The 24,597-nt window shown below is 58.5% G+C and carries 24 protein-coding genes and 4 pseudogenes; 19 read left to right on the top strand and 9 right to left on the bottom strand.

Going from position 1 to position 24,597, the window contains the following annotated elements; translation table 11 throughout:
- Nucleotides 1-2 precede the first annotated feature (2 nt).
- From DOU54_RS02980 to DOU54_RS02960, 5 genes are read left to right on the top strand one after another with little or no spacing between them, the layout of a single operon-like run.
- Nucleotides 3-671 carry a TRAP transporter small permease subunit gene (locus DOU54_RS02980; RefSeq protein ID WP_234797322.1) on the top strand — a complete coding sequence of 223 codons (669 nt, stop codon included), beginning with the start codon at nt 3-5 and terminating at the stop codon, nt 669-671.
- Nucleotides 671-1,972 carry a TRAP transporter large permease gene (locus DOU54_RS02975; protein WP_113730535.1) on the top strand — a complete coding sequence of 434 codons (1,302 nt, stop codon included), beginning with the start codon at nt 671-673 and terminating at the stop codon, nt 1,970-1,972. Before DOU54_RS02980 ends, DOU54_RS02975 begins: the two co-directional genes overlap by 1 nt.
- A gap of 8 nt (nt 1,973-1,980) precedes the next feature.
- On the top strand, nt 1,981-3,456 hold the full coding sequence (locus tag DOU54_RS02970; protein WP_210206187.1) for an amidohydrolase family protein: 1,476 nt from the start codon (nt 1,981-1,983) through the stop codon (nt 3,454-3,456).
- The gene (locus DOU54_RS02965) at nt 3,453-4,460 is read left to right on the top strand and encodes an NAD-dependent epimerase/dehydratase family protein (RefSeq protein WP_072492923.1); all 1,008 of its coding nucleotides are present in this window, start codon (nt 3,453-3,455) and stop codon (nt 4,458-4,460) included. Before DOU54_RS02970 ends, DOU54_RS02965 begins: the two co-directional genes overlap by 4 nt.
- Nucleotides 4,457-5,233, top strand: coding sequence for an SDR family NAD(P)-dependent oxidoreductase (locus DOU54_RS02960; protein WP_072492924.1), 777 nt, complete (start codon nt 4,457-4,459; stop codon nt 5,231-5,233). Before DOU54_RS02965 ends, DOU54_RS02960 begins: the two co-directional genes overlap by 4 nt.
- Nucleotides 5,234-5,316: 83 nt before the next feature.
- Here the strand turns inward: DOU54_RS02960 and DOU54_RS02955 are convergent, their stop codons facing one another.
- Nucleotides 5,317-5,658, bottom strand: coding sequence for a hypothetical protein (locus tag DOU54_RS02955; protein ID WP_113730531.1), 342 nt, complete (start codon nt 5,656-5,658; stop codon nt 5,317-5,319).
- Nucleotides 5,659-5,870: 212 nt separating this feature from the next.
- Between DOU54_RS02955 and DOU54_RS02950 the strand changes: the two genes are divergently transcribed.
- From DOU54_RS02950 to DOU54_RS02890, 13 genes and pseudogenes are all read left to right on the top strand, one after another.
- Complete coding sequence (locus DOU54_RS02950; protein ID WP_193603288.1) at nt 5,871-6,095, top strand: CHASE3 domain-containing protein; 225 nt, start codon at nt 5,871-5,873, stop codon at nt 6,093-6,095.
- A 166-nt stretch (nt 6,096-6,261) separates the two neighbouring features.
- Nucleotides 6,262-8,205, top strand: coding sequence for an ABC transporter ATP-binding protein/permease (locus DOU54_RS02945; RefSeq protein WP_113730527.1), 1,944 nt, complete (start codon nt 6,262-6,264; stop codon nt 8,203-8,205).
- Between the two features lie 377 nt (nt 8,206-8,582).
- On the top strand, nt 8,583-9,284 hold the full coding sequence (locus DOU54_RS02940) for a GntR family transcriptional regulator (protein ID WP_193603287.1): 702 nt from the start codon (nt 8,583-8,585) through the stop codon (nt 9,282-9,284).
- A gap of 112 nt (nt 9,285-9,396) precedes the next feature.
- A complete protein-coding gene (locus DOU54_RS02935; RefSeq protein ID WP_113730523.1) occupies nt 9,397-10,314 on the top strand; it encodes an allantoinase PuuE in 918 nt (305 codons plus the stop codon).
- Nucleotides 10,307-10,840: an ureidoglycolate lyase gene (locus tag DOU54_RS02930; protein WP_113730565.1), complete on the top strand. Its 534-nt coding sequence runs from the start codon at nt 10,307-10,309 to the stop codon at nt 10,838-10,840. The genes DOU54_RS02935 and DOU54_RS02930 overlap by 8 nt, the downstream gene beginning before the upstream one ends.
- Before the next feature lie 5 nt (nt 10,841-10,845).
- A complete protein-coding gene (locus tag DOU54_RS02925) occupies nt 10,846-12,432 on the top strand; it encodes an ABC transporter substrate-binding protein (RefSeq protein WP_113730521.1) in 1,587 nt (528 codons plus the stop codon).
- A gap of 87 nt (nt 12,433-12,519) precedes the next feature.
- Nucleotides 12,520-13,566, top strand: coding sequence for an ABC transporter permease (locus tag DOU54_RS02920; RefSeq protein WP_210206186.1), 1,047 nt, complete (start codon nt 12,520-12,522; stop codon nt 13,564-13,566).
- Nucleotides 13,563-14,447, top strand: coding sequence for an ABC transporter permease (locus DOU54_RS02915; RefSeq protein WP_113730519.1), 885 nt, complete (start codon nt 13,563-13,565; stop codon nt 14,445-14,447). Before DOU54_RS02920 ends, DOU54_RS02915 begins: the two co-directional genes overlap by 4 nt.
- A complete protein-coding gene (locus DOU54_RS02910; RefSeq protein WP_113730517.1) occupies nt 14,444-16,108 on the top strand; it encodes a dipeptide ABC transporter ATP-binding protein in 1,665 nt (554 codons plus the stop codon). Before DOU54_RS02915 ends, DOU54_RS02910 begins: the two co-directional genes overlap by 4 nt.
- On the top strand, nt 16,105-17,025 hold the full coding sequence (locus DOU54_RS02905) for an NAD-dependent epimerase/dehydratase family protein (RefSeq protein WP_113730515.1): 921 nt from the start codon (nt 16,105-16,107) through the stop codon (nt 17,023-17,025). Before DOU54_RS02910 ends, DOU54_RS02905 begins: the two co-directional genes overlap by 4 nt.
- 22 nt (nt 17,026-17,047) lie before the next feature.
- Nucleotides 17,048-17,803: an SDR family NAD(P)-dependent oxidoreductase gene (locus tag DOU54_RS02900; protein WP_113730513.1), complete on the top strand. Its 756-nt coding sequence runs from the start codon at nt 17,048-17,050 to the stop codon at nt 17,801-17,803.
- Nucleotides 17,804-17,822: 19 nt separating this feature from the next.
- Nucleotides 17,823-19,232, top strand: coding sequence for a dihydropyrimidinase (hydA, locus tag DOU54_RS02895; RefSeq protein WP_279873083.1), 1,410 nt, complete (start codon nt 17,823-17,825; stop codon nt 19,230-19,232).
- Between the two features lie 257 nt (nt 19,233-19,489).
- Nucleotides 19,490-19,777: pseudogene (locus tag DOU54_RS02890) on the top strand (DDE-type integrase/transposase/recombinase); the annotation flags it as partial.
- Nucleotides 19,778-20,035: 258 nt separating this feature from the next.
- Here the strand turns inward: DOU54_RS02890 and DOU54_RS02880 are convergent.
- The 4 genes and pseudogenes from DOU54_RS02880 to DOU54_RS27825 all read right to left on the bottom strand — a co-directional run.
- Nucleotides 20,036-20,224, bottom strand: a pseudogene (locus tag DOU54_RS02880) (integrase core domain-containing protein); the annotation flags it as partial.
- A 147-nt stretch (nt 20,225-20,371) separates the two neighbouring features.
- Nucleotides 20,372-20,635 (bottom strand): annotated as a pseudogene (locus DOU54_RS02875) (transposase); the annotation flags it as partial.
- 152 nt (nt 20,636-20,787) lie between these two features.
- Nucleotides 20,788-21,437, bottom strand: a pseudogene (locus DOU54_RS27830) (HipA domain-containing protein).
- Between the two features lie 45 nt (nt 21,438-21,482).
- The gene (locus DOU54_RS27825; protein WP_279873082.1) at nt 21,483-21,683 is read right to left on the bottom strand and encodes a hypothetical protein; all 201 of its coding nucleotides are present in this window, start codon (nt 21,681-21,683) and stop codon (nt 21,483-21,485) included.
- Between the two features lie 39 nt (nt 21,684-21,722).
- On the opposite strand from DOU54_RS27825, the gene DOU54_RS27820 reads away from it, so the two are divergent.
- Nucleotides 21,723-21,860 carry a hypothetical protein gene (locus DOU54_RS27820; protein WP_279873081.1) on the top strand — a complete coding sequence of 46 codons (138 nt, stop codon included), beginning with the start codon at nt 21,723-21,725 and terminating at the stop codon, nt 21,858-21,860.
- Nucleotides 21,861-21,872: 12 nt separating this feature from the next.
- Here the strand turns inward: DOU54_RS27820 and DOU54_RS27815 are convergent, their stop codons facing one another.
- The 4 genes from DOU54_RS27815 to DOU54_RS28530 form a co-directional block, all read right to left on the bottom strand.
- On the bottom strand, nt 21,873-21,977 hold the full coding sequence (locus tag DOU54_RS27815) for a HipA N-terminal domain-containing protein (RefSeq protein WP_279873103.1): 105 nt from the start codon (nt 21,975-21,977) through the stop codon (nt 21,873-21,875).
- Between the two features lie 59 nt (nt 21,978-22,036).
- Entirely contained in the window at nt 22,037-22,309 is a 273-nt protein-coding gene (locus DOU54_RS02865; protein ID WP_113730507.1) for a helix-turn-helix transcriptional regulator, read from the bottom strand.
- 564 nt (nt 22,310-22,873) lie between these two features.
- On the bottom strand, nt 22,874-23,962 hold the full coding sequence (locus DOU54_RS02860) for a type I restriction enzyme endonuclease domain-containing protein (RefSeq protein ID WP_210206185.1): 1,089 nt from the start codon (nt 23,960-23,962) through the stop codon (nt 22,874-22,876).
- Complete coding sequence (locus DOU54_RS28530) at nt 23,962-24,036, bottom strand: hypothetical protein (protein WP_376785127.1); 75 nt, start codon at nt 24,034-24,036, stop codon at nt 23,962-23,964. Before DOU54_RS28530 ends, DOU54_RS02860 begins: the two co-directional genes overlap by 1 nt.
- Between the last annotated feature and the right edge of the window lie 561 nt (nt 24,037-24,597).

The raw sequence follows: 24,597 nt of genomic DNA, 5'->3' as shown, positions 1-24,597 counted from the left end.
CGATGCGCGAAGGGCTGTTCACCTGGACAGCCCTTCTCCTCATTCCGGCCATTCACCACGGATCGCTTGACATGATCACCAACGACAACCCAATGACGCGGTCGCTTCTGCCTATCGCACGTCTGATGGCACTGATCGCCGGCTACATGCTGCTTGGCCTGACACTTCTGATTACAGCCGAGGTGGTGATGCGCTCCGCCTTCAATTTTTCGCTGCAAGGTTCGGACGAATATGGCGGCTATGTGCTGGCGATACTTGCGGCCTTCGGCTTTTCCTATGCGCTTATGGAACGGGCCCACACCCGTGTTGAGATCATTGTGGAGCGCGTCGGCACCGGCCCCCAAGTTATCCTGAACCTGATATCGTGCTGGTGTGTCGCACTGATGGCTGCATTCATCGCCTGGCGCAGTTGGGCTGCACTGTCGGAAAGCCTCGAATTCGGTTCGCTCTCGGGCACGCCGCTGATGACACCGCTCTGGATGCCGCAACTGGCCTGGGTCGCTGGTCTCGTGGTCTTCGGTATTACCGCGACGCTGATTGCCCTGCATGCCACGCTGCTGGCGGTGAAGAACCGCCGCCAGCTCAACCGTTTCTACGGCATCAAGACGCTTGATGAGATTATCGAAGAGGAACGCGTTGAGATTGGCAATAATTCGGAGGCTTTCCGCTGATGATCGGTATTTTTGGAGCCTCGATAGGCTTTCTCGTCATGCTCGGGCTGATGCTGATCGGCTTGCCGGTGGCAGTCGCGCTTTTCCTCACCGCCTTTGTCGGCGCTTGGGCCTTTCTCGGCTGGCCGACCCTGCTCGGGTTCGGTAATCAGATGTGGAGCGGCCAGAACGATTTCATTCTGACCGCCATCCCTCTCTTCGTCTTCCTTGGCGAAATTCTCGTGCGATCGGGTGTCGCGGACGGCCTCTATCGCTGCCTGTCTGACTGGATGCGCAAGCTGCCAGGCGGACTTCTGCATTCGAATATTGGCGCAAGCGCCGTATTCGCAGCAGTTTCAGGTTCTTCGGTCGCGACCGCCGCCACCATCGGTACGGTTGCGCTCCCGATCCTAAAGGAACGGAAGTATGACGACCGTCTGACGACCGGCTCGATCGCGGCCGGCGCCACACTCGGCATCCTCATACCGCCATCGATCAACATGATCATCTATGGATCGATGACGAACACTTCGATCGGCCAACTGTTTGCCGCAGGCATTGTACCAGGCCTGCTTCTCACAGCCTGCTTCATGATGCTGATCGCGATAATCTGCGTGTTGAAGCCTGACCTTGCAGGTCCGACTCTTCCGGATCGACCTTTCGCGGACAAGATGGCGAGCCTTCTGGATATGTTCCCACCTTTCGTCATCTTCGTCGTGGTTATGGGCTCGATCTACGCAGGGTGGGCGACGCCGACAGAATCGGCGGCAATCGGCGTCGTTTGCTCAATCCTGGTGGCGATCGCCAAGCGCCGTTTCACAATATCATTGATGCACGAATCGATGGTCGCAACGGTGCGTATTTCAGCGATGATCCTTCTGATCATGGTCGGCGCACAGTTCCTCAACTTCGTCATCGGAGTTCTCGGTATCCCACAGGCACTGACTGCATTTGTCTCACAGTTCGGCGCGGGCCCGATCGAAATCATACTGTTGCTGATCATTTTCTATCTCATCCTCGGTTGTTTCATGGAAACGCTATCGATGATGATTGCCACGTTGCCAGTCGTCTTTCCGCTCATCGTGCATCTCGGCATCGATCCGGTGTGGTTCGGCATATTCCTGGTGCTAATGATGGAGATCGGCCTGATTACTCCACCGATCGGCATGAACCTTTACGTGGTGCAAGGCGTGCGCGGCCAAGGCTCGATCGTTGACGTCATCCGAGGCGCAACGCCTTTCGTGCTTCTCATGCTTGCTTTTACCGGTGTTCTTATCGCGTGGCCCGATATGGCGCTTTGGCTGCCGCGCCAGTTGTTTTGAACATGCGCTTGCTTGAGGCAGATTTCGTTGCTGCCGGAGCAGACCCTCCGGTTGGCATCACCATTATAAAAAAGGGTGCGGTCGCCATCGAGGGCGACCAGATCGTGGATATCGGATTGGCCACGGATCTTGCCGCCCGCCACACTTCGGCAGAGCGAGAGCAATTTCCCGATGCGATCCTCATGCCGGGTTTCGTCAACGCCCACCAGCATGGTCGAGGTCTCAGCCAGATCCAGCTTGGCTATCCCGACGATCAACTTGAGCCATGGATCGCACGCAGGCGTGGTCGCGGGGCGCCGGATGCATACGCCGTAACCCGGCTCGCCGCCGAGGAGATGCTGGCAAACGGCGTTACCGCGACATTGCACGCCAATTACAGTTATGCCTCCGGTGATTACGAAGCCGAACTACGCGCATCGATCCGCGCCTATGTCGAAACCGGCCTGCGCGCGACCGTTTGCGTCGGTTATGCCGATCGCGGTGGCCTCGTCTATCCGCCTGCTGACGAGAACGTCTTCAGCGCTGGTCTTTCGGCAGACGCGCAGGCTCTGCTGCAGTCGGCACGCCCGGCCTGGCTGTCGCTGGAGGGAACCCTCGGCCTGATGGCGCGGCTTTGCGAAGAGTTTGCCGGTCATCCGACAATCACTCTGGCCTATGGCCCTGCCGGTCCTCAATGGGTCAGCGATGCGGCATGGCGGGCAATGGCAGAGGATGCGACACGTCGCTGCCTCGGATTGCACTTTCACCTGCTGGAATCGCCGGCCCAGGCGGCGTGCGTGAAAACCCTCTATCCGGAAGGTGTTCTCAACCGGCTGCAATCACTTGGCGTATTCGCAACACGCGCAAGCGCTGCCCATTTCGCTCAGGCGGCTGAAAGCGACATTGCCGACGCGGCCCGGATGGGTCTTGTCATCGTCAGCAATCCCGGCTCCAATATGCGGCTTGGCAACGGCCCTCCCGACATCGCCCGCTGGAAGGCCGCAGGACTTGACGTCGCGCTTGGCACCGACAATTGCGCACTTCAGGACAGCGAAGACTATCTTTCAGAATTACGGCTTGGCGGCCTACTGGCGCGTAGCAACCCGATGGCAGACAAATTCGATGCGGCCTCAACACTTTTGATGGGAGCCGAGGCGGGTGCCCGCGCCATGTTCGTCACGGATACCGGCCGACTTGCTCCCGGTATGAAGGCGGATCTCACGGCCTTGGACCTCTCCCGACTGCGGAGCGTCTATCTGGATGACGACACCGAGCTCCTGGACGCGCTAATTGCGCGAGGACTTGGCTCGGACGTGCTGATGACTATGGTGGATGGAGCCGAGCGCTATCGGCGTGGCAGACTGGCGGATCTACGCCGCAGTCATGCGGCAGAACTTGCCGCTAAAACCGCAGCAGCATCGCGAAGCGCAGGCAAAGATGCATCCTCGGCGGCCGCAGAGATCACCGAGGCGCTTCGCAGCCACTATGCGGGGCTCGCACAATGACGGATCGATTGCCGAGCCCTGTCGTTCTCGTCACCGGTGCCTGCGGCTTCGTCGGCTCCGCTATCTGCGAGGAACTGGTGTCGCGCGATATCACCGTCATCGGTGGCGATCGTGCATCTCCGCCTTTTCCCGACGCCGATTGGGCCGGGCGGGTGACTTTCACTTATCTCGACATCCGCGACAGCCAAAACATCGCCCAAGTCGTCCATGAAAACACCATCACCCATATCGTTCATGCGGCGGCGATAACGCCCGACGTGGAGCGGGAGCGCGGGGACGCGGATACGGTCATCGACGTGAATATCGCCGGGTCTTGCCGGCTGATGAGCGCGGCAGGCAAGATCGGAGCGGAGCGGATCGTCTATCTCTCTTCGATTTCCGCTTATGGTTCTGCTGCGCCGACTGTCGATGGCCGGTTCTGCGAAGCCAGAAGCGTACCGCAACCGGAAACCCTTTATGGCATCTCCAAACATGCCGCCGAAAGCGCCATGCACAGGCTTGCTTATCTGAATAGGCTTGATCTGCGCATCATCCGGCTAGGCCCGCTTTTCGGCCCCTGGGAGCACGCAACGGATGCGAGAGGCCTGCTAAGCCCACATCACCAGATAGCCATGCAGGCGCGTGCAGGAGAACCTTGCTTGCTGCCACGCGCTGTCCCCGCCGATTGGCTTTACTCACGCGATGCTGCAAAGCGGATCGCCGATGTGCTTCTTGCTGAAACGATAGCACCCCAACTCTTCAATCTTGGCGGTGGCGATATAACGACGTTGATCGACTGGTGTGAGGTGCTCGGGCAGCAGATCGATGGTTTCCGCTTCGGCATTGATGCTGAGCGCCCCTCAGTTCGCTACGGTTACCCCAAGGACCGGCCTGCCCTCGATAACCGACAGATCGATCAGGTTTCGGCTCACCGCCGAACCCCTCTCGAGCAGGCAGCGAATGAATTGCTGCATTGGCTCGACCGTTTCAGCCCCACCTTCAACGCTTCGGAGATAATTCCATGACACAACGCCTTGCCGGCCGGGTGGCCATTGTCACTGGCGGCTCTTCAGGCATCGGCCGCGCCATCACCCGCAAGTTTGCAAACCACGGTGCCGCTGTCATCGTTGCGGACATAACGACGGATGCCATTGAAGGCGGACGGCCTGTCTGCGACATAGTCGCGGAAGAGGGTGGAAAAGCTGCCTTCGTCCAGACGGACGTTTCCAGTGCAGGTGACGTGGACGCCATGGTGGCGGAGACCGTATCTCGCTTCGGCCGACTGGACATCCTCGTCAACAATGCCGTGCTGCGCGCCGGCAAGCCACTTGTCGAAACAGCGGAAGCCGATTGGGATCGGGTGATGGATGTCAGCTTGAAGGGCGCCTATCTCTGCGCTCGCGCCGCTGTCCGGCAGATGCTGAAACAGGAAGTCGTCGGCGAGGTTCGCGGGCGTCTGGTTCACATCTCTTCCCAGCATGGCCACATCAGCGCACCGGAAGACTTCGCCTATGGCGTCAGCAAGGCTGGCGTCGCTTATATGACAAGGCAGATAGCTGCCGACTATGCGAAAGACCTCATCGTCTCGAATGCCGTCGCCCCCGGCAAGATATTGACGGGTAAGGGCGGCCGGGCGGTCGAGCCGAAATGGATGGATTATTCCAATGCCCGGACGCCTTGGCCACGCTTGGGTACTCCGGACGACGTAGCCAATGCTGCCCTTTTCCTAGCGAGTGACGAGGCGACCTATATCACCGGCCACAATCTATTCGTCGACGGCGGGTGGATGGCATCCTGAGTTCCCAGATTGAAAAGGAAATGCTCATGGTCTTGATGGGGATCGAACCGTAGCCCCTCCCCCGCGCAAACGCAGTCATCAGCTTAGCGGCAAAAGGTTTGGCCACCCCTGCGCGTCATGGAGTACGCGAAGAATTCGATCGTCGTCTCGGTAGTGGCGTAGATGGCGAAATAACACGTCGAGAATGCGGCACGATAACGCCAGCCGGAAGTCGTGATTGCTCGCTGAGCGTAATGACGGCCGCGTCTCCATTTTCGCCCGACATCGGCATTGGGGTTGAAATGCAGTTTGCTGGTCCAGTAATAGCTGAAAGCGGCGCCTAAGTCGGGACGGACGGTTTCCGCGCTGAAGCCGCTGTGTTTCCTTTGCAAACGCCGAGCGAGCTTAGCGACGCCCTCTAGGTCAAGCAATTCTTTTTGTTCCATTTTCAGTACATTCTTGCGCTCTGGATCAAATTATTGCTACCTGAACTCTTATTGCGCGATCGGCTTCGGTGCGCTCGCAGACAGGTTCAAACATTCATAACGCTCACACCCCGATGGCCATGAACGGCCGCAGTCCTTCGACCACCCAAATATTCAGAGTCACGACATGCACCGAAAGACATCCGTATTGACTGGCAGCCGAATGCTCGGCCTTGGTCGGACTGCTGGCAGCGATCGTGTTTTTCGTCGCAAGCGCAGCATTGTCTTTCTTCACCGTTCAAAACATTAGGGACAACAGCGCTCGCGTTACGCAAACGCACTCCCTGATCGTTGCTCTCGACCTGCTTCTGATCGACCTGCAGGACGCAGAGACCGGCCTAAGAGGGTATCTGCTGACCGGAGACGATGAATATCTCGAGCCCTATAATCGCGCATGATATGTATCTAAAAGTCCGAATTTCATGCCTATTTGTCCAAGTTTGTGCGGCGCACAACGCAGGCGCGTGCGTTGACGCAGGGATGTGTCCGGGGGTCGTGTGCCTTCCTGCCCGGGAAATCTTTGCGGGCGGGCAACCTTTCAAACCGCCATCCGTTTAGCCGTCCATGACCGATGCTGACGCAAATTCGAAACGAGCCGATGGCACCGGCAAGAATGGTGCAGGGAAAGTACATGTCGAGAATGCAGCCGATGAACCGCTGCCGCCGGAGGAAATCGAACCTGCTGAGGGCCTGACGCCCGAGGAAGCCGAAAAGGCCCGCAAAAAATATCTGCTGAAACGCTTCTGGATCAGCGCGCGCGGCTTCTGGAGCCGCCGCGGCGACGGGCTGGCATGGCCCTTCTCCATCGGCCTGTTGGTGATGATCGGCATCAATGTCGCTTTCCAATACGGTGTCAACGTCTGGAATCGTGGCATCTTCGACGCGATTGAAAAACGGGATGCGTCCACGGTCTATTTTCTCGCTTCCATTTTCCCGCCGCTGGTTCTGGGCAGCGTCCTGATCGTAACATCGCAGGTCTATGTCAGGATGCGGATCCAGCGGCGCTGGCGGTCCTGGTTGACGAAGGTGCTGGTCTCCCGGTGGATTGCAAATGGCCGCTATTACCAGCTTAACCTGATTGACGGCGACCATCAAAATCCGGAGGCGAGGCTGTCGGAGGACATGAGGATCGCCACTGAAGCGCCGGTGGATTTCGTCGCAGGGGTCATTGCCGCCTTCGTATCGGCATCCACCTTCATCGTCGTCCTGTGGACGATCGGCGGCGCGCTGACGTTGCCGATCGGCGGCGTTTGGATAACGATACCCGGCTTTCTGGTGGTGGCAGCGGTAATTTACGCGCTTATAACCTCAAGCTCGATTGCGTGGATCGGCCGGAACTTCGTCAAAGTCTCGGAAGTCAAGAACCAGCTCGAGGCGGAATTCCGCTATACGCTGACCCGTGTGAGGGAAAATGGCGAGAGCATTGCGCTGCTGGGTGGCGAAGAAGAAGAGCGAAGCGATCTCGACAGCAGGTTCCGCAATGTCCGGCATCAGTGGAAGCGAATGGCGCAGCAATATATGCGTACCACCGTCGTGTCGCATGGATCGATGCTGATTGCGCCCGTCGTTCCGGTCCTGCTGTGCGCGCCGAAGTTCCTCGACGGAAGCATGTCGCTGGGCCAGGTCATGCAGGCGGCATCGGCTTTCACCATCGTTCAGTCCGCCTTCGGCTGGCTGGTCGATAACTATCCCCGGCTGGCGGACTGGAATGCCTGCGCAAGGCGCGTCGCATCGCTGATGATGTCGCTTGACGGCCTCGAGCGGGCTGAACAGAGCAATACGCTCGGCCGGATCGTGCGCGGTGAAACGGAGGGTGAGACGATGCTGAGCCTCAAGGATGTATCCGTTTCGCTGGGCGATGGTACTGCTGTCGTCAAGGAAACCGATGTCGAAATCGGACCCGGCGAGCGGGTGCTCGTCGCAGGTGAATCCGGATCCGGAAAAAGCACGCTCGTGCGGGCAATCGCCGGCCTGTGGCCATGGGGCGGCGGCAGCGTTAGTTTTCGTGCCGGCAGCCGGCTGTTCATGTTGCCGCAGCGGCCATATATCCCGTCCGGAACGCTTCGTCGGGCGGTCTGTTATCCGCAGGCAGCGGAGAGCTGGACTGCCGACGAGATCGGCGCAGCTCTCGACAAGGTCGGTCTCGGCCACCTCAAGGACAAGGTGGAAGAAGAGGCGCCGTGGGACCAGACGCTCTCCGGTGGTGAAAAACAGCGGCTCACCTTTGCCCGCCTGCTGCTGAACGATCCCGATATCATCGTCATGGACGAAGCGACCGCCGCCCTGGATGAAAAAAGCCAGGACAGGATGATGCAGACGGTCATCGACGAATTGCCAGATGCTACGATCATCAGCGTGGCACATCGCGCCGAGCTGGAGGCCTTCCACAGCCGCAAGATTACGCTGGAACGCCGGGAAGGTGGCGCGAAGCTGGTCAGCGATATCCACCTCATTCCGAGGAAGGCCCGGTCCGGCTCGTTGCTCCGCCGCATGGTCAAACGCAGGTAAGAAGCGGGCAATCGCGGACGGAAGTCGCGCAGCACCTCCACCCCTTACATAATGCGAATGAGTATCGCTCTTTCGGTGCTTCTGTGTTTTCCACGTCACCCGTATGAACGGTGGACGGTCAATCGGTGACGTCGTAATCTGGCCGCCAGATGAGGCAACGACATACTCTCGGGAGGAAACAATGCCTATCTTCATGGACCGGCATGAGCTCGCCGGAGTTTCTGCGGCCGATATTGCCGCCGCTCTCACCCGAAACTGTTCAGACAAACCGAGCCATCTCTAAGCGTATTTGTTGTCCTAGCAATGGAAGGTCATTACCTTTATGCCTGGACGAAAATATCGTTATCTCACCTAAAGACGTGTGTACTGGAAGAAGAATGGACAGCGATCAGCTAGAGGTAAAACTAAGAGGGAAGCATCCGACCGAGGACCTGATCTATGATCGGCTTGTCGACGCAATCATCGACAAACATCTGCGCGCGGGGGAACACTTAAATGAGGTCAAGCTGGCTGAAGCCTACGCTGTTCCCCGATCACGTGTCCGCCGGGTCCTGGAACGTTTGCGAGACGAAGACGTAGTTGTGTTCAAACTCAACCGCGGAGCTTTCATAAGCCGACCCACCGTCGAAGATGCGCGCCACGTTTATGAGGCCCGACGAGAACTTGAGATTGTTGTTGTAAAGCTGGCATGTCAACGTGCAACACCTGCGGATATCGCCCGCTTACGCGATCAACTTCGGTACGAACGTGAAGCGTTCGATAAACAGGATTCCGGTGTCAACCGAATTGCGAGCGAGTTTCACCACTTAATCGCAAAGATCGGGGGGAACCCTGTCTTCGAAAAGATGCTCGCTGTTCTGATTCGCCGCGGCGTCCTCATTCAATCCGTTTATGAACGAAAAAGTGGCATTCTATGCCTAACGCATGAGCATGAGAGGCTAGTAGATCTCATCGCGCAGGGACGACCGGAAGAAGCGGCGCACGAGATGATCCATCATTTCGACCATATCCTTTCAAGCTTGGATCTAAGTGACACTAGGCGCCTTGAAGCTGACATCTACGAATTTTTGCAGAACTGAAGCACGCAGCGCCTTGGCTCTGTAGACCTAGCATCCCGTTTGGCACGCCACTTGCATCGCTCTAATTATTGCACGCAATCCTGCAGGCAATAATTAGAGATGAGTGGCTGCGATGGGAAATTCAGAACCGACCCGGGACTTAGTCGGCTACGGCCAAACACGCCCGACCGGAACATGGCCGAACGGCGCACGGCTCGCGATCAACGTGGTTGTCAACTACGAAGAGGGGTCGGAGCGATCCTTCGCCATGGGTGATCCCGATCAAGAGGCGATGACGGAGTGGGGGAGTTATCCCTTTCCGAAGGACATCCGGAACCTGGCGATGGAGTCGATGTACGAGTACGGCTCGCGCGTCGGGATCTGGCGCATCCTCGATGCGCTCAAGGATTCGCATGTCCCCGCTACTTTCTTCGCCTGCGCCGTTGCCTTTGAGCAAAATCCCGCTGTTGCACGCATTGCAGTCGATGACGGCCATGAGATCTGCAGCCACGGCTACCGCTGGGAAGAGGTTTTTCGACTGACGGAGGATGAAGAGCGCGAGCACATTGCGCTGGCCATCCGATCATTCGAGAAGACTTGCGGGAAGCGTCCAGTGGGCTGGTACTGCCGATACGGGCCAAGCGTCCGCACTCGGAAGCTGATAACCGAGGAAGGCGGTTTCCTCTACGATTCAGATGCCTACAACGACGACGTTCCGTACTTCGTGACCGTGGCCGGGCAGCGCCGTCTCGTGGTTCCGTACACTTGCGACGTCAACGACATTCGCTTCTGGAACTCTCCGGGCCTCGCCCAAGCCGACGACTTCTTCCTTTATATGCGGGAGACGTTCGAAGTCCTTTATGCCGAGGCCGCCAGCGGTCCGCGAATGATGTCCATCGGCCTCCATCCCCGCATGATCGGGCGGCCGGGACGCATTCGCTCCCTCAAGCGCTTCTTCGACTTTGCTGGACAGTACGGCGATGTCTGGTTCGCAACTAGGGAAGACATCGCGCGTGCTTGGCTCGAACGCCAGGATTCCGCCGATGCTTGAACTCATCCCGATCCTTATTACCCCGGAAGCTTTCGAGCCATTCGGCGATGTTATCTTGGGAACTTCGGGCTCGCTGGCGCCGTGGAACGGCCGCTCCAATGCAGGAGCCACTTTGGAAAGACTGGTCGCGGCGAAGCCCCTCGCGACCAACCAACACGTCCTGCGCCTTCTGGAGCGCCACGTCCACTCGACACAGGCGTTCTTTCCCCTTGAGCCCGAACCCTATCTCATCGTGACGGCCCCAACGGCATCGGACGGAAAACCCGATCTGACAGGCCTTCGCGCATTCGTCGTCCCCGTTCAATCCGTCATCCAGTACCATCCGGCGGTCTGGCACGCACCGCTGACAACGCTGGGCTCCGGCGGCCACTTCGCGATGCATGTCCACAAGGACGGCTCCGACGCGGATTGCGAGTTCTTCGAGATACCTCCCGTCGCGGTGCTGTTGGAGGTTGTAAAGCGCGCCCGGTGCCGCTCCCCAAACCGGAAAAATGCAAACTTCCCAGAAATCCTTCTCAAGGAGTGACAGCAATGCGCATGAACAAATGGTCATCTACTCTTTCCGCCCTGGCGTTGTCCCTCTTGGCGGCAACGTCCACTGCCGTAGCGCAGGGGGCGAACGAGACGCTGATCGTGGCGGGTCCTCGGACGCCGGAGTCGCTCGATCAGGAGTACCCGCCGACCGAAGCCGGCCATGAAGCACGCAGGAATATCTTCGAGCGCCTTCTCGTTTACGGCATGAAAGCTGACGAAAGCGGCGCTCAGGTCGAGGACTTCTCCAAGATCGAGGGTGCGCTGGCGGAGAGCTACGAGCTTTCGCCGGACAACAAGTCCATCACCTTCCATCTTCGCCGCGGCGTGAAGAGCGCGGTCGGCAACGAGATGAACGCCGACGACGTTATGTGGACCTTCGAGCGCGGCTGGAGCATGAAAGCCACGTTCCATTGGTACATGACCCAGATCCTTAAGATCGAAAGCTTCGATTCCTTCCAGAAGATCGACGACTACACCGTTAAGGTGACGATCCCCAATCCGTCGCTCCTCTTGGCACGCATATGGATCAATAACGACCTCGGCATCATCGATTCTGTCGAGGTCAAAAAGCATATTACAGCCGAGGATCCTTGGGCCGCTCGGTATTTGGCGACCGATTCCGCGTCTTTCGCCCCCTATCACATCGCAAAGTTCTCCCCCGGCCAGGAGGTCGTCTATGAATCCAACCCGAACTATTATCGGGGTGAGGCGAAGCTGAAGCGCGTCATCTTCCGCGAAATGCCGACGTCTTCGAACCGCGTCGCCGCGCTTCAGGCCGGGGCGATCGATGTGGCCGAGTGGTTGACTCCGCGCGAGATCTCACTCGTCGAAAAGATCCCGACCGTCAAGGTCTGGAAGGTGTTCGGCAACTACACGCACCGGCTGGAGATGAACAATTCAGCGGCTCCCTTCGACAAGGTCGAGGTACGCCAAGCGCTGAACTACCTCGTGCCACGTCCCGAGATTGAGCAAAGCGTCTACATGAATACGGCTCGTCCAACGAAGAGCCCGGTGTCGGAGATCTATCCTGCCTATAGCGATGCAGCGTTCGCCTATGACGACAATGTCGAAAAGGCAAAGGAACTACTCGCCAAGGCCGGCTATCCGGAAGGCTTCAAGACGGAGCTTGGCTACCGGACCGGTGAGCCTTTGGAGGAGCAGATTGCCGTCGTTTTGAAGACCGCGTTTGCCCGCGCCGGTGTCGAATTGGAACTCGTTAAGTTGCCCGCATCGAGCCTCGTAGAGCGGTACTCCAAGGGTACAATGCCAATGTTCTTCATCCGCGACATGGCTATCGTTCCAGATGCGGCTTACGTAGCCAATCTGTTCATCAACAGCCAGTCAATGGTGAACTTCTCGAAGTACAAAAACGAAGAGGTCGATACGCTGATCAATAAGGCGCTGACTTCGACCGACGAAGTCTCGCGCGAAGCTGACATGAAGAAGGTCCAAGACATCGTGGTCGAGGAGGCTCCTTGGGTCTTCCTGTTCAACCCCGGTTACCAGCTCGCCGTCAGCAACAAGGTGAAAGGCTACACCTGGTACACGCCTAACAGCAATAATTGGTACGACTTCAGCAAGTAAGCCTAGGCTCGCGACTTGTACCGTACCGGGACGCAGGTCCCGGTACGGTACACTCCCCCGAAACCGTACCCGATCGCGGAGACATCCATGTTCATTACAGCCCACCGAGGGTGGCAGTCCCTGCCGCGTAGCCTCCAAATCGTCTTAGCACGGCTCGCGCTCGTCATCCCGCAGATGTTCGGCGTCCTGTTCGTCACCTTCTTCCTGATCCGCCTCCTTCCGGGCGATCCGGCGGTCCTCCTCCTCGGCAACATGGCGACGCCGGAGGCGGTTGAGCAACTCCGCGAGCGCCTCGGCCTCAACGACAGCATTTGGGCGCAGTTCGTCGCCTACTGTGGCAATGTTCTTCAGGGCGATCTTGGCATTTCCATTTTTACGTCGAATCCGGTGACGGTCGACTTGATGGAGCGCGCTCCCGCCACCCTCGAGTTAATCCTTTATGCAATGCTCCTCACCGTCGTCATTGGCGTGACCGTTGCCGTCGTGTCGGTCGTTAGGGCCGGCGGCGCCGTCGATATCGCATCTCGCGCGTATGGTCTTGCGGCCGGAGCCATCCCAGATTTCTGGATCGGGCTGATCCTGATATACGTCTTCTTCACCTTGCTCGGTTGGGCTGCCGCGCCTTTCGGCCGCATCGATGCCCTGCTTTCCGCTCCGCCATACGTGACCGGCTTCTACACGGTCGACGCGCTGCTTGCCGGCGACATGGAAGCCTTTTGGTCCTCTGTCGGTCGCCTGACACTGCCTGTTGTCACGATCGCCGTCGTCAACGCCGGCGCATTGATGAAAATGACGCAAAGCATTTTCGCCGGCGTGTGGAGAAGCGACTTTGTACGCCACGCTCGAGCCTGCGGCGTGCCGGAGCGAGTGATCGTCCGGGCAGCCCTGCGCAATAGCCTCCCGCCGATCATCACCATCGTCGGCTTCCTGGTGGGCTTCCTTCTTGGGGCAGCCGTTCTGGTGGAAACCATCTTCTCGTGGGGCGGACTCGGCCAATACGCGGTCCAGGCTGTGATGAGCAGCGATTACCCAGCCTTGCAAGGGTTCATCCTTGTGGCCGCCGCCTTCATCCTAGTTGTCTATCTTGTTGTCGACATTCTCTACGAACTCGCCGATCCGAGGATCAAGGTATGAATATTATTTCCATTTCAAAGCGCCGCCCGGCGGCAGTTATAGGATTATCACTGCTCCTTCTCCAGATGGTGGCGATCGTCTTCGCGCCTCTCCTCAGTCCTTACGACCCAACGCACGCCGATCCACTGGCCTCGCTCATGCCGCCATCAGCCACGCATTGGTTCGGCACCGACATTAACGGCATGGACGTCCTGTCGCGCATCATTTACGCGACGCGCATCAACCTGCTCATTAGCGTCTCGTCCGTGCTCTTGGCCTTTCTTGTCGGAGTCCCGCTTGGATTGCTGATCGGCTATTTTCGCGGCCTCCCGTCGAACCTTGCCATGCGCCTGTTCGACTTTGTTCAGGCATTCCCAATATTCGTACTCGGCATGGCGCTCGTTTCGGTGATGGGCCAGGAAATCTGGAATGTGGCGATCGTGCTCGCCATACTCTTCATACCGATCTTCGCCCGTCTAATCCGCGCCGAGGTGCTGTCGTTGCGGGAGAGGCCATTCGTGGCGGCGGCACGGTGCAGCGGCGCCACCGATGTTGACATTATGTTCCGTCATCTTCTGCCGAACGCGTTGATGCCCGCAATGGTGCAGGTGTCGATCTCCATCGGCATGGCAATCCTATTGACCGCCGGCCTGTCCTTTATCGGAGCCGGTGTACGCATGCCCGTTCCCGAATGGGGTTTGATGGTGTCTTCCGGCGCTCAGCAGATGATTCTCGGCGTGTGGTGGGTCTCCCTGTTTCCGGGTCTCGCCATTGTCATTGCGGTTCTCTGCTTTGCACTCCTCGGCGATGTGGTGCGCGACCTGCTAGATCCCACTAAGGCAACCAGAAGCAGAAGGACGGCGGAAGAACCGCCAGCACTATCGATAGGAGAAACGCGATGAGTGGCGTCCCCACATCAGTCGAGCTGCCGCTCCTCAAGATCGAAGGCCTGGATGTCGCATTCGCGTCTCCGGAAGGGGACAAGCTCATCTTGAAGGATGTGGATTTCGAGCTACGTCCAAACGAGATCCTGGGAATCGTCGGAGAAACCGGTGCCGGGAAATCGATCCTCGCGCGTGCCATGATCGACCTATTCCCATCGGGGGTCCGCCGCACGAGCGGAGAAGTTTTCCTGCGAGGCAACGCCATCAGCCAGTTCAGGGAAGCAGACCGTCGCGCGATGAGAGGGGGCGAGATCGCCCTGATCGGTACCAACGCGAAGGCACTACTCGATCCTGTCGAGATGGTTGGAAACCAGGTGGTGCGGGTTCTGCGCAGCCACCGACGCTTGTCCAAGGCGGAAGCCTGGCAGCAGGCGGTGGAGCTTCTAGCCAGCGTCGGGATCGTTGATCCGGAGCAGCGGGCAAGAGCTTATCCGCATGAACTGTCCGGCGGCATGGCCCAGCGCGTCGTCATCGCAATGGCGTTGATCACTAAGCCAAAAATCGTGCTTGCAGACGACGCGACCCTCGGCCTCGATGCAACGGTGTCGGTGCAGGTCCTTGACATGTTGGTCGAGCGTGCCCGGACACTTGGAGTGTCTATTGTTATCATCACGCACGATCTCGGCATCATTGCGCATTATTGCGATCGCGTCGCCATCATGCGCCAAGGGCGGATCGAGGAGATGCGTGACACGGCTGGCTTCCTGGCTGACCCGCGGACCTCTTACAGCCGCGAACTTCTGGAGGCTGCGAAGGCTCGCCCCGTTCCCGCCTTGCGACCGACGGGACGGGATGAAGCTACTCTTCTCGAGGTACGCAACCTCGTGAAGATCTTCCCCGGAAGTCGACCGGGGGAGACTGTTCGGGCCGTCGACCACGTGTCCTTCAGCGTCAGGCGAGGCGAGACCTTGGCATTGGTCGGTGAGAGCGGATCCGGCAAAACTACCATCGGTCAGTGCTTGGTTAGGCTGCTCCAAAGCACGTCCGGGCAGATCGTGTTTGATGGCGAGGATGTCACGCAGTGGCCGGAGACGAGGTTCCGCAAGCTGCGCCGCCGGGTCCAGATGGTATTTCAGGAGCCCTATGTCGCCTTGAACCCGCGCTGGCGAGTGCGCCACCTCATCGACGAGCCGCTTCGCATGTTGGAGCGAATGTCGACCGAGGAGCGACTGAAGCGCGTCCACCATGTCCTCGATCTCGTGAACTTGCCCAGCCGCCACGCAGAGTTCTTCCCGCACGAATTGACGGCTGGGGAACAGAAACGCATCGGTATAGCGCGGGCTCTCGTCACCGAGCCGGACTTCGTGATCTTCGACGAGCCCACGACCGCCCTGGATATCCGGGTGCGCGCTCAGATCATCGATCTGGTGCGGGACCTTCAGTCGCGCATGGGGCTGTCCGCCCTCTTCATTACGCATGACCTGAACTCGGTTCGCTCGCTCGCCCATGACGTGGCGGTCATGAACCGCGGGCGCATCGTGGAGACCGGCACGATGGAGGACGTGTTCCGGCAGCCGCAGGATCCCTACACCAAAAAGCTGCTCTCGGCGGAGTTAGCCGTCGAGCATGTGGCAGCAGCTCAGGGCATCACGCCCGTCTGGAAGGAAACCACTCGATGACCGAAGAATCCATCATGGTCACGGGCGCGTCAGGCCTCGTCGGACAGCGTCTTCTCGCCCGGCTCCACGCAGACGGACGTCCAGCGCTCGGCATCGACCTCGCGGCAAAGCCGGGGCATCTGCCGATCGAGATCGCCGATGTCGGGGACATCCATAGGCTTCATGCTGTAGCGGCAAAGGCGAATGCGACCTCTGTCATCCACTGTGGCGCCGTATCGGGTCCGATGGTGATGGTCGACAACCCTTATGGCATCGTCCAAGCAAACGTCGTGGGAACGGTGAACGTGCTCGAACTTGCTCGCATCAGACAGATGCGGCGGTTCGTCTTCTGTTCCTCGACCAGCGCGTATGGCCCGACACCCGAGCCCGATGACGCCTCCCGGGGACTGCCGGAAGAGACACCGCTGCGTCCCTCGAGCGTCTACGGCGCCACAAAGGTTGCGGCCGAGCAGTTGCTTGCGGGCTACCGTCTGCAGCACAGGCTGGATGCCGTGGCAATTCGCCTATCCTGGGTCTATGGACCTGGGCGCACGACGGACTGTGTCATCCGCGTCATGATTGAGGACGCCCAAGCCGGTCGATCCACGCGTCTGTCGCACGGACGCGCCTTCCCGCGGCAGTTCATACATGTAGATGACGCTGTAGAGGCGCTTCTCGCAGCACATGATGCGCCTTCATGCCCGCGCCCCGTCTACAATGCGACGGGCGGACGCTTTCTGTCGATCGACGCGGTCGCCGATCTGGTGAAGGAGGCGATGCCGGACGCAAATATCGCGGTCGCCGACGGACCGGATCCGCTCGATGACCATCAGCATCGCTTCGACATCTCGGCAATCGCCGAGGATCTTGGTTTCGTTCCATCCCGGACGTTGGAGGAGGGCATCCGCAGCTACGCGGATTGGCTCAAGGGCCGTTGAGCCTGTAACATTGGAGAACAGCATGCAGCAATTCGATCTGACTGGGCGGACCGCCCTGGTGACGGGCGGCAGCCGTGGTATCGGTGGCGCCATCGTTGAACTCTTCGCCGCTCATGGCGCGAAGGTCGGGTATTGTCAGTACGGTGACGATGCAAATGCCCAGGCACTTGCCGCTCGGCTCGCGGAAAATGGAACATCGGCCGCTCATACGGTGTGCGACGTCTCCAATCCGTCCGACGTCGAGTCATTGGCCACCTGGAGTCGCGACGCCCTTGGACCCGTCGACATTCTGGTGAACTGCGCAGGTATTGGTGGCGATCTTCCGTTCGAAGCAATCTCGCTGGAGACATTTGACCGGGTGATGGGAGTGAACCTGCGTGGCACTTTCATGGTTACGCAGAAGTTCTACCCCGGCATGGCGGAGCGCGGTTGGGGTCGTATCATCAATTTCGCCTCGCAACTCGCCTACAAGGGTGCACCGGGCCTCACCCATTACTGCGCCGCCAAGGCGGGCATCGTCGGCCTCACCCGTTCGCTTGCCTACGAGGCAGCTCCAAAGGGTGTGACGGTCAATGCAATCGCACCCGGTCCGGTCGAGACAGAAATCCTAATGGGCCTCAGCGACGAGTGGCGCGCGATGAAGAAGGCGCAGCTTCCGATCGGCCGCTTTGGTCAGGTCAATGAGATTGCACCGACCGCCCTTCTGCTCGCCTCAGAAGCCGGATCCTTCTACATCGGTCAATCGCTGTCGCCGAACGGCGGCGATGTACTGCTCTAACCGCCGGGGGACGAGTACCATGTTCGACATTGTCATATGCAACGGAACAGTTGCGACTGCGTCCGACGTTTTCAAGGCGGATGTCGCCGTTCTTGACGGGCGCATTGTTCAAATTGGCGAAGGTCTGGCAGACGCCGCGCGTGTCATAGATGCTGCGGGGCGCCTTGTTGTGCCGGGTGGCATCGACAGCCACGTGCATCTTTCCCAGCCTTCGGGCAATGGCATCGTGATGGCCGACGATTTCGAAAGCGGGACGCGTTCCGCTCTCTTCGGCGGCAACACCACGATCCTGCCCTTTTGCCTACAAGAGAAGGGGCAGTCCTTGCGCGAGGCGCTGAAAAGCTACCACGCTCTCGCTGACGGTAACTGCTACACCGACGTTTCCTTCCACCTTATCGTGTCCGATCCGTCACCAACGGTTCTGGGACAGGAGCTTCCGGCTCTGGTGGCCGATGGCTATTCGTCGTTCAAGGTTTTCATGACCTATGAGGGCCTGCGGCTCAACGATACCCAAATTCTCCAGACCATGGATGTCGCGCGTCGTACCGGCGCCCTTGTCATGGTCCATTGCGAAAACGAGGATGCAATCCGTTACCTGATCGGACAGCATGAGGCGGCGGGGAACGTTGCTCCTAAGGCCCATGCCACGACACGTCCCGTTGTTGTGGAGCGCGAGGCAACCCACCGCGCGCTGTCGCTTGCCGAGGTGGTGGACGTGCCCGTTGTCATCGTACATGTCTCCAATGGGGCCGCCATCGAAGAGATTCGTGCCGCGCGGGCGCGGGGCCGCAAAGTAATCGGGGAAACGTGCCCGCAATACCTGACGCTTACCGCCGATAATCTTGAAGGCATGGATTGGGAAGGCGCCAAGTTCGTCTGTTCGCCACCCCCGCGTGACGTGGCGGAGCAAGCCAACTGCTGGCGCGGGATCGAGACCGGGGCCTTCGACCTTTTCTCCTCCGACCATTGCCCGTTCCGCTATGACGATTCTCAGGGCAAGCTCAACCCAGAGGGCAAGACGAGCTTTCGCCACATTCCGAACGGCATCCCCGGAGTCGAAACGCGCCTGCCGATCCTTTTCTCAGAAGGTGTCATGAAGGGGCGGATTGACCTTTCGAGGTTTGTTGCGCTGACGGCGACTAACCACGCGCGCATCTATGGCCTCGAAACGAAAGGGTCGATAGCGGTCGGCATGGATGCAGATATCGCGATCTGGGACCCGAATGTCACCCGCACCATCCGTCACGCAGACCTACATGACGGGGCAGACTACAGCCCCTATGAAGGTATCAACGTCACCGGCTGGCCAACGACCGTCATTCTCGGCGGGAAGGTCATGATCAAGGATGGCGAGCTCTTGGGACAGAAGGGGGATGGCCATTACCGATCCAGAACTCTCTCAGGGATCACACGACCATCTGTTTTCTAAAGTCCTCTTGCTCCATGCCGCCGGGCCGAAGGGCCGGCGGCAATCTTCGGCGTGACCCCGCCGAAGCTTTTTCCGCTTTCCCACCCTTACCTCCCTGCAGGCTGCCGGTCCGCTAACGGTCCCATTCCAGCCTGCACCCTCGACGTAGTCCATGTGGCTCTGTTGCAAAAATTGTGCTCATGCTATGGCATCAGCTATCGCGACCTTGAAGAAATGATGGGCGAGTGAGGTGTGTCCGTCGATCATTCCACGATCTCATCAACACCGACAAGGCACCGACCTACGGCATTGCTATTTCTGAACTGAAGACACAAGGCAAGTGCCCAGAAGAGCTTGTGCATCGGCCGGTGAAATATCTGAATAATGTCGTCGGGTCCGATCACGGCGAGCTCAAGCAACTGATCAGGCCTGTGAGAGGGTTCAAGACGTTGAAAACGGCCTATGCGACGATCAAGGGCTTCGAGGTGATGAGGGCTCTGCGCAAGGAGTCCGGCCGGGCAACCGGGCCGGCCGGATGTCGGTTCGGAGACCGTCCATCAAGATAGGCGGCTCCAATTATTATGCAAGCATGTATGATGTTTGTATTGCATTTTGGGTGGACCGGAGCCTATCCTGGTTCTCATTGAGACGGAGGAAAGATACCCATGACTTCTTCTGATCTTACCCTGTTAGGGACGACGATCCACCGGGTCGCGCAGCTCATCCAGCAGCGGATCGACACGAGATTGGCGACTGTCCGCGAATGATTTGAGACTTTTTGGGCTCTGGAAGAATGGAGTTTCCGGCTCGGTTTGCGGGTTGATTTAAGCCGCTTTGGCGTGGTGTTTCAAGCGGCGTAGTCTGATGGTGTCGCGTTTGATCCTTTCGCGTTCGAGCAAGATGGTATGGCCGCGTCCGAAGTAGACGTCGGCCGGGGTGAGATTATCGAGGCTCTCGTGGTATCGCCGATGATTGTAATGCTCGACGAAGGCGGCGATCTGGGCTTCGAGGTCCTCCTGGACCATTTATTGGGAACGGCGTGTGCGGATCTCATCATGGCCTGGCTGCAACCGCAGCTCATCGCGAGAGGCCGGATACATTTATGCAACTGGAATCGTCATTTACGATGTCGCGTACCCTTGCACGGACGAGGCGGACCATACATTCTTTCCCAAAAGGTCTTTCAAAGCCGCATTGTCGAGCATCGCATCGGCCAGAAGCCGCTTCAGCTTCGCGTTCTCGTCCTCCAGCGTCTTCAGCCGCTTGGCCTCCGACACGTCCATGCCGCCGAATTTGGCCTTCCACTTGTAGATGCTGGCATCGCTGACACCGTGCTTGCGGCAAAGCTCCGCGACCGGCGTGCCCGCCTCGTGCTCCTTCAGAACGCCGATGATCTGTTCGTCCGTAAAACGGTTGCGCTTCATTCCCTGGTCCTCTCAATGGGCCAGAGCTTACTTCAAAATGGATTAGTTCAGCGGGGCAAGGTCATTTATTGGGGGCATGTCACAACTTTTAGAAAACTCGACAGAAAACTGAATGACCGAAAAGACGGCGCAAAGCGGAAATAATTTCCCTCCTAGTTCGGCTCTTCACCCACGAAAGATTGCATCTGAATACACCGACACCGTTTTCGGATGGAGTGGATAATCTTTTCCAGGACTCTTGTCGGATCGCCGGCCAGAGCCTCGACTTGGGACGCCACCCCATCGCATGCGGCGCTAACACGCTCTGCCAGTTCCAAAACGCGCCTTGCCGTCGACGCGCCGCTCAATCCGAGTTCGTCGGCTAGCGCTTGCCAATCCGCTTGCCGTAAATCTGGAGCGTTGAACCTGCCGGCTATCCCTTGCGGAAGAATCTGATCGACCTGGCGGTACACCGCCGCACACATGAGATCGTAGAGCGGCGCCATCTTCGCCGAGCCGCCAGCACCGATCAGAACGGAATAGTTCTTGGAATGCGAATCTGAATTGCAGATCAGCACGTTGAAGATCACTGCATCAAGAAGCGTCAGACGTGCGGAAAGCGAGATCAGATCGCTGAGGGCAGCGAAGATCATTTTCTGGGTTACGCCACGTCCTATCGAGGATCGTTCGTATTTTTGCGACGGGAAGTGACCCGTTAGCTGGCAAGATCTTCCTGATGCAGCCGACGGATTGCTCCTTGTGGATCGGTGAAACGGTCATAGCGCTTCACCAGCAGATAGCGCCGGTCACACGCAACACCGATCGTCGCTTCGGCGGCGTCCAGTCCGTAGGCGCGCGCAAGCGCAAGTCAGAAGGCTTCGTTCTCGACACTGCCCGCAAGCCGTTTTGAATCCGGCTTCAGAATATGGGTCGAGGGTGTCCCATCGACGGGAATGGAGATGGTGTCGCCCTCATCCACGAAGACCGGCAGCTTCACTTGCACACCCGTGAGAGACATGGAGACGCCGCGTTCGCCGACCAGAAAAGGTTTTGCCGGAAGCTGGTCCAAGACGCGCTCCAGTGTCCTCGCACCCGGCACGGGCTGGAGATGAATACCCGGCTTACGGGGAGCACCAATCGACAATATGCCGGCGGTGTCACGCCCGATGCGGCCGAGCAGGCCGACGATGTCCTGAGGGGGAACCTTCAGCCGCTGGCCGATTTCGGCGAGGTCGGTTTCCGGTAGAAGATTGGCGAGCTAGGGTAGCAGCCTGTCGGCCGCGACTGGGCCTGAACGGAGCGGCATGGTGAGCGACACCGGGAAGGCAGACCGGCGCGCTTCCCAGCTCGGGTCATAGTCCATTCGCCACTCGCCACTGAAAGCCAGGCGGGCGACCGGAAGGGCGTCGTAGAAGATCGTTGTCATCGACCGTCACCGAAGGTTGGCAAGAAGGCCAGGTCATCGTCAGGCGAGGTCGGCGCGACTTGGGCCGTCCTGATATCGCCGATCTCAATGCCGACAGTGCGTGCGACGATCAGGGACTTTTCAAGCTGACAGCTTGGCTTGCCGGATTCAAGCTCAACGATGAAGCGCTCGCCCGTGCCGGACCGGGTGGCAAGCTCGGTCTGCGTCCAGCCAAGCGCCTTGCGTTTTTCCCGAATGGCAGCGCCGAAATCGCGTGCGGACCTGAACATCGAACATCTCCTGGATCGGCTTACCGCACAGGAAGATTTCTCCTAGATCAACGCGATCCTTACCGATCGGGAAGCAGGCGAAGGTATCTTCCAAAATCACCCTGATCGGGAAGTTTTGCGTCTCGCACGACCTCGAAAAAATAAGACCCTTGAGATCCGGGTATCGCTTGTGGTATACCTGTAGGTATCGTAATTTCCCGAACGGGAGCATAGGCTTACGAGAAACAATTGTTTCTCAGGTATCGCGGGCTTAATTGGCGGAGAGTCCCACCCTCTCCGCCATTGATGCAAAAAAGCGTAATTTTATCAATGTGTTGTAATTAATTTGCGCCTTCGCCCCACAAAATGACCCACATAATTGTTGTGTGTGGATCATCATCGTTGGCTTGGCTGTTAGATAAGTGTCGCGAACGTCGCACCGTGGGTAAAGTCTTCGTGCCTAGGCCCCGAAAAAGTTCGCTTTGCCCTCTTGGTTGACCAAACAGTGCAGTGGCGTTTTCTTCAGCCTCGACTTATCTCATGCAAAAGTAGCTCTGCCTGTGCGAGCACCACTTTTATGGCCTCCTACTCCAGGTCTGGCGGATATCCAAACTTCTTGAGGATGCGTTTCACTAGGATGCGCATCCTGGCGCGGGCACTTGCCTTGTGTTGCCAATCAACGGTGACTGAGCCCCGCATGTTCTCGACCAGTTCGTGGGCGATCACACGCAACTGTTCGCTACCCATGACCTCGACGGCCGTCTCATTGCCAGCAAGCGTGTCATAAAAGGCGATCTCCTCCGTAGAGAGACCCAGCTCATCACCACGTGCGGTCGCCGTTTGGATCTCCTTCGCCAGCGCGATCAGTTCCTGAATCATTTCGACTGACGAAATCGCATTGGCATGATACCGGGCCACCGCCTCCTCAAGGCGTCGAGAGAAGGCCTTGGACTGAACGACGTTGGTTTTGGACCGGCTCTTGATCTCCCCGGTCAGAAGCTTCTTCAGAGCTTCCAGCGCGAGGTTCTTCTTTTCCATCTTCTGGACGTCCATCAGAAACTGGTCAGAGAGAACAGAGATGTCGGGCGACTGCAGCCCCGCAGCCTTCAGGATGTCTACGATCTCGGCGTTGGCTACGGCCTGGTTGAGAAGCTGCTCCACCGCCATTGATTTGGCCTTGTCGGACATCTTGCCGGTAGCCGTGGTTTTCACCAGAGCGGCGCGAACGGCCTGGAAGAAGCACACCTCATCACGAATTTCCGTTGCCGCATCGCTGGCGGAGGCAAGGGCATAGGCCTTGCTCAGCTCCAAAACCGCATCCTGATATCGGCGATGCGCCTGTTTCTTGACCTCTGGGCGTTCAACTTTTGCTGCGTCCGCCTGCTGCCACTTCAAGATCCAGTCGATGCCGTCTGCCAGCGCCTTCAGCCGCTCGATAGGCTTGCCCGTGACACCCAGGCTGTAGTCATGCCCGGTGAACATGCCCCGGACGATCTCGTATTTCTCCAGGAGGACGGCGACGGCTTCCTCTTCATCAATCCCCGTCTTGTCTCGATCGGATTGGGAATACTGCGCGAGCGCCTTCTTCAGGTTGGTGGCGATGCCGATGTAATCGACCACGAGGCCGTCTGGCTTCTCCTTGAAGACACGGTTGAAGCGGCCAATCGCCTGCATTAACCCATGACCCGCATTGGCTTGTCGATATACATCATGTGCATGCAGGGCGCATCGAACCCAGTAAGCCACATGTCGCGCACGATGACCAGTTTCAGCGGATCATCGACCTTTCACGCCCGCATGGCGAGATCGTCGCGGCCGGACATTGCCTTGGCGACCCTCGCCGTCCGGATGCACATCGACTGTCATGTCTGCTAACAGGATAGATCAATCCGGTGCTTGGGTGAAGCCAGTTTATGTCAAGCAACGTACTTGCGATCGATCCTCGAGTGAGGAGGACGATCGCCTCTGGTCGGTCGAGTGGCGTTCAACGGCTCATGAGGCGGAAGTTTGCATGGTCCGATTGCCGGTCTTTCTTGGCGTTTCCACGTCATCGAACATTCGAAGAGCGAGTAAACAAATGACGACCAGCGACAGGCGGGTAATAACGGGCTCCTGTGCTCCTAAGGAATGACGCGTGGTCGTCAGCTCGCACGTCCGCAATGGCGAGGCGCCCTGAGGTTTTTGCGAAATCAGCACCCTCGATAGTGCCCGGCGTTCAATACCGGTTGCAATGACGCGCGCAACGAACTCTCAACGGTCGGCAGGCTCTGACAAGTCGCGAGCCTCACAATCGAGCGACTAAGGAGGTG

This window comes from Agrobacterium sp. MS2, from assembly GCF_003261015.1.
Lineage (GTDB): Bacteria > Pseudomonadota > Alphaproteobacteria > Rhizobiales > Rhizobiaceae > Agrobacterium > Agrobacterium pusense.
Note: the sequence above shows the minus strand (reverse complement) of the source record. Positions and strands in the feature narration are given on the sequence as shown.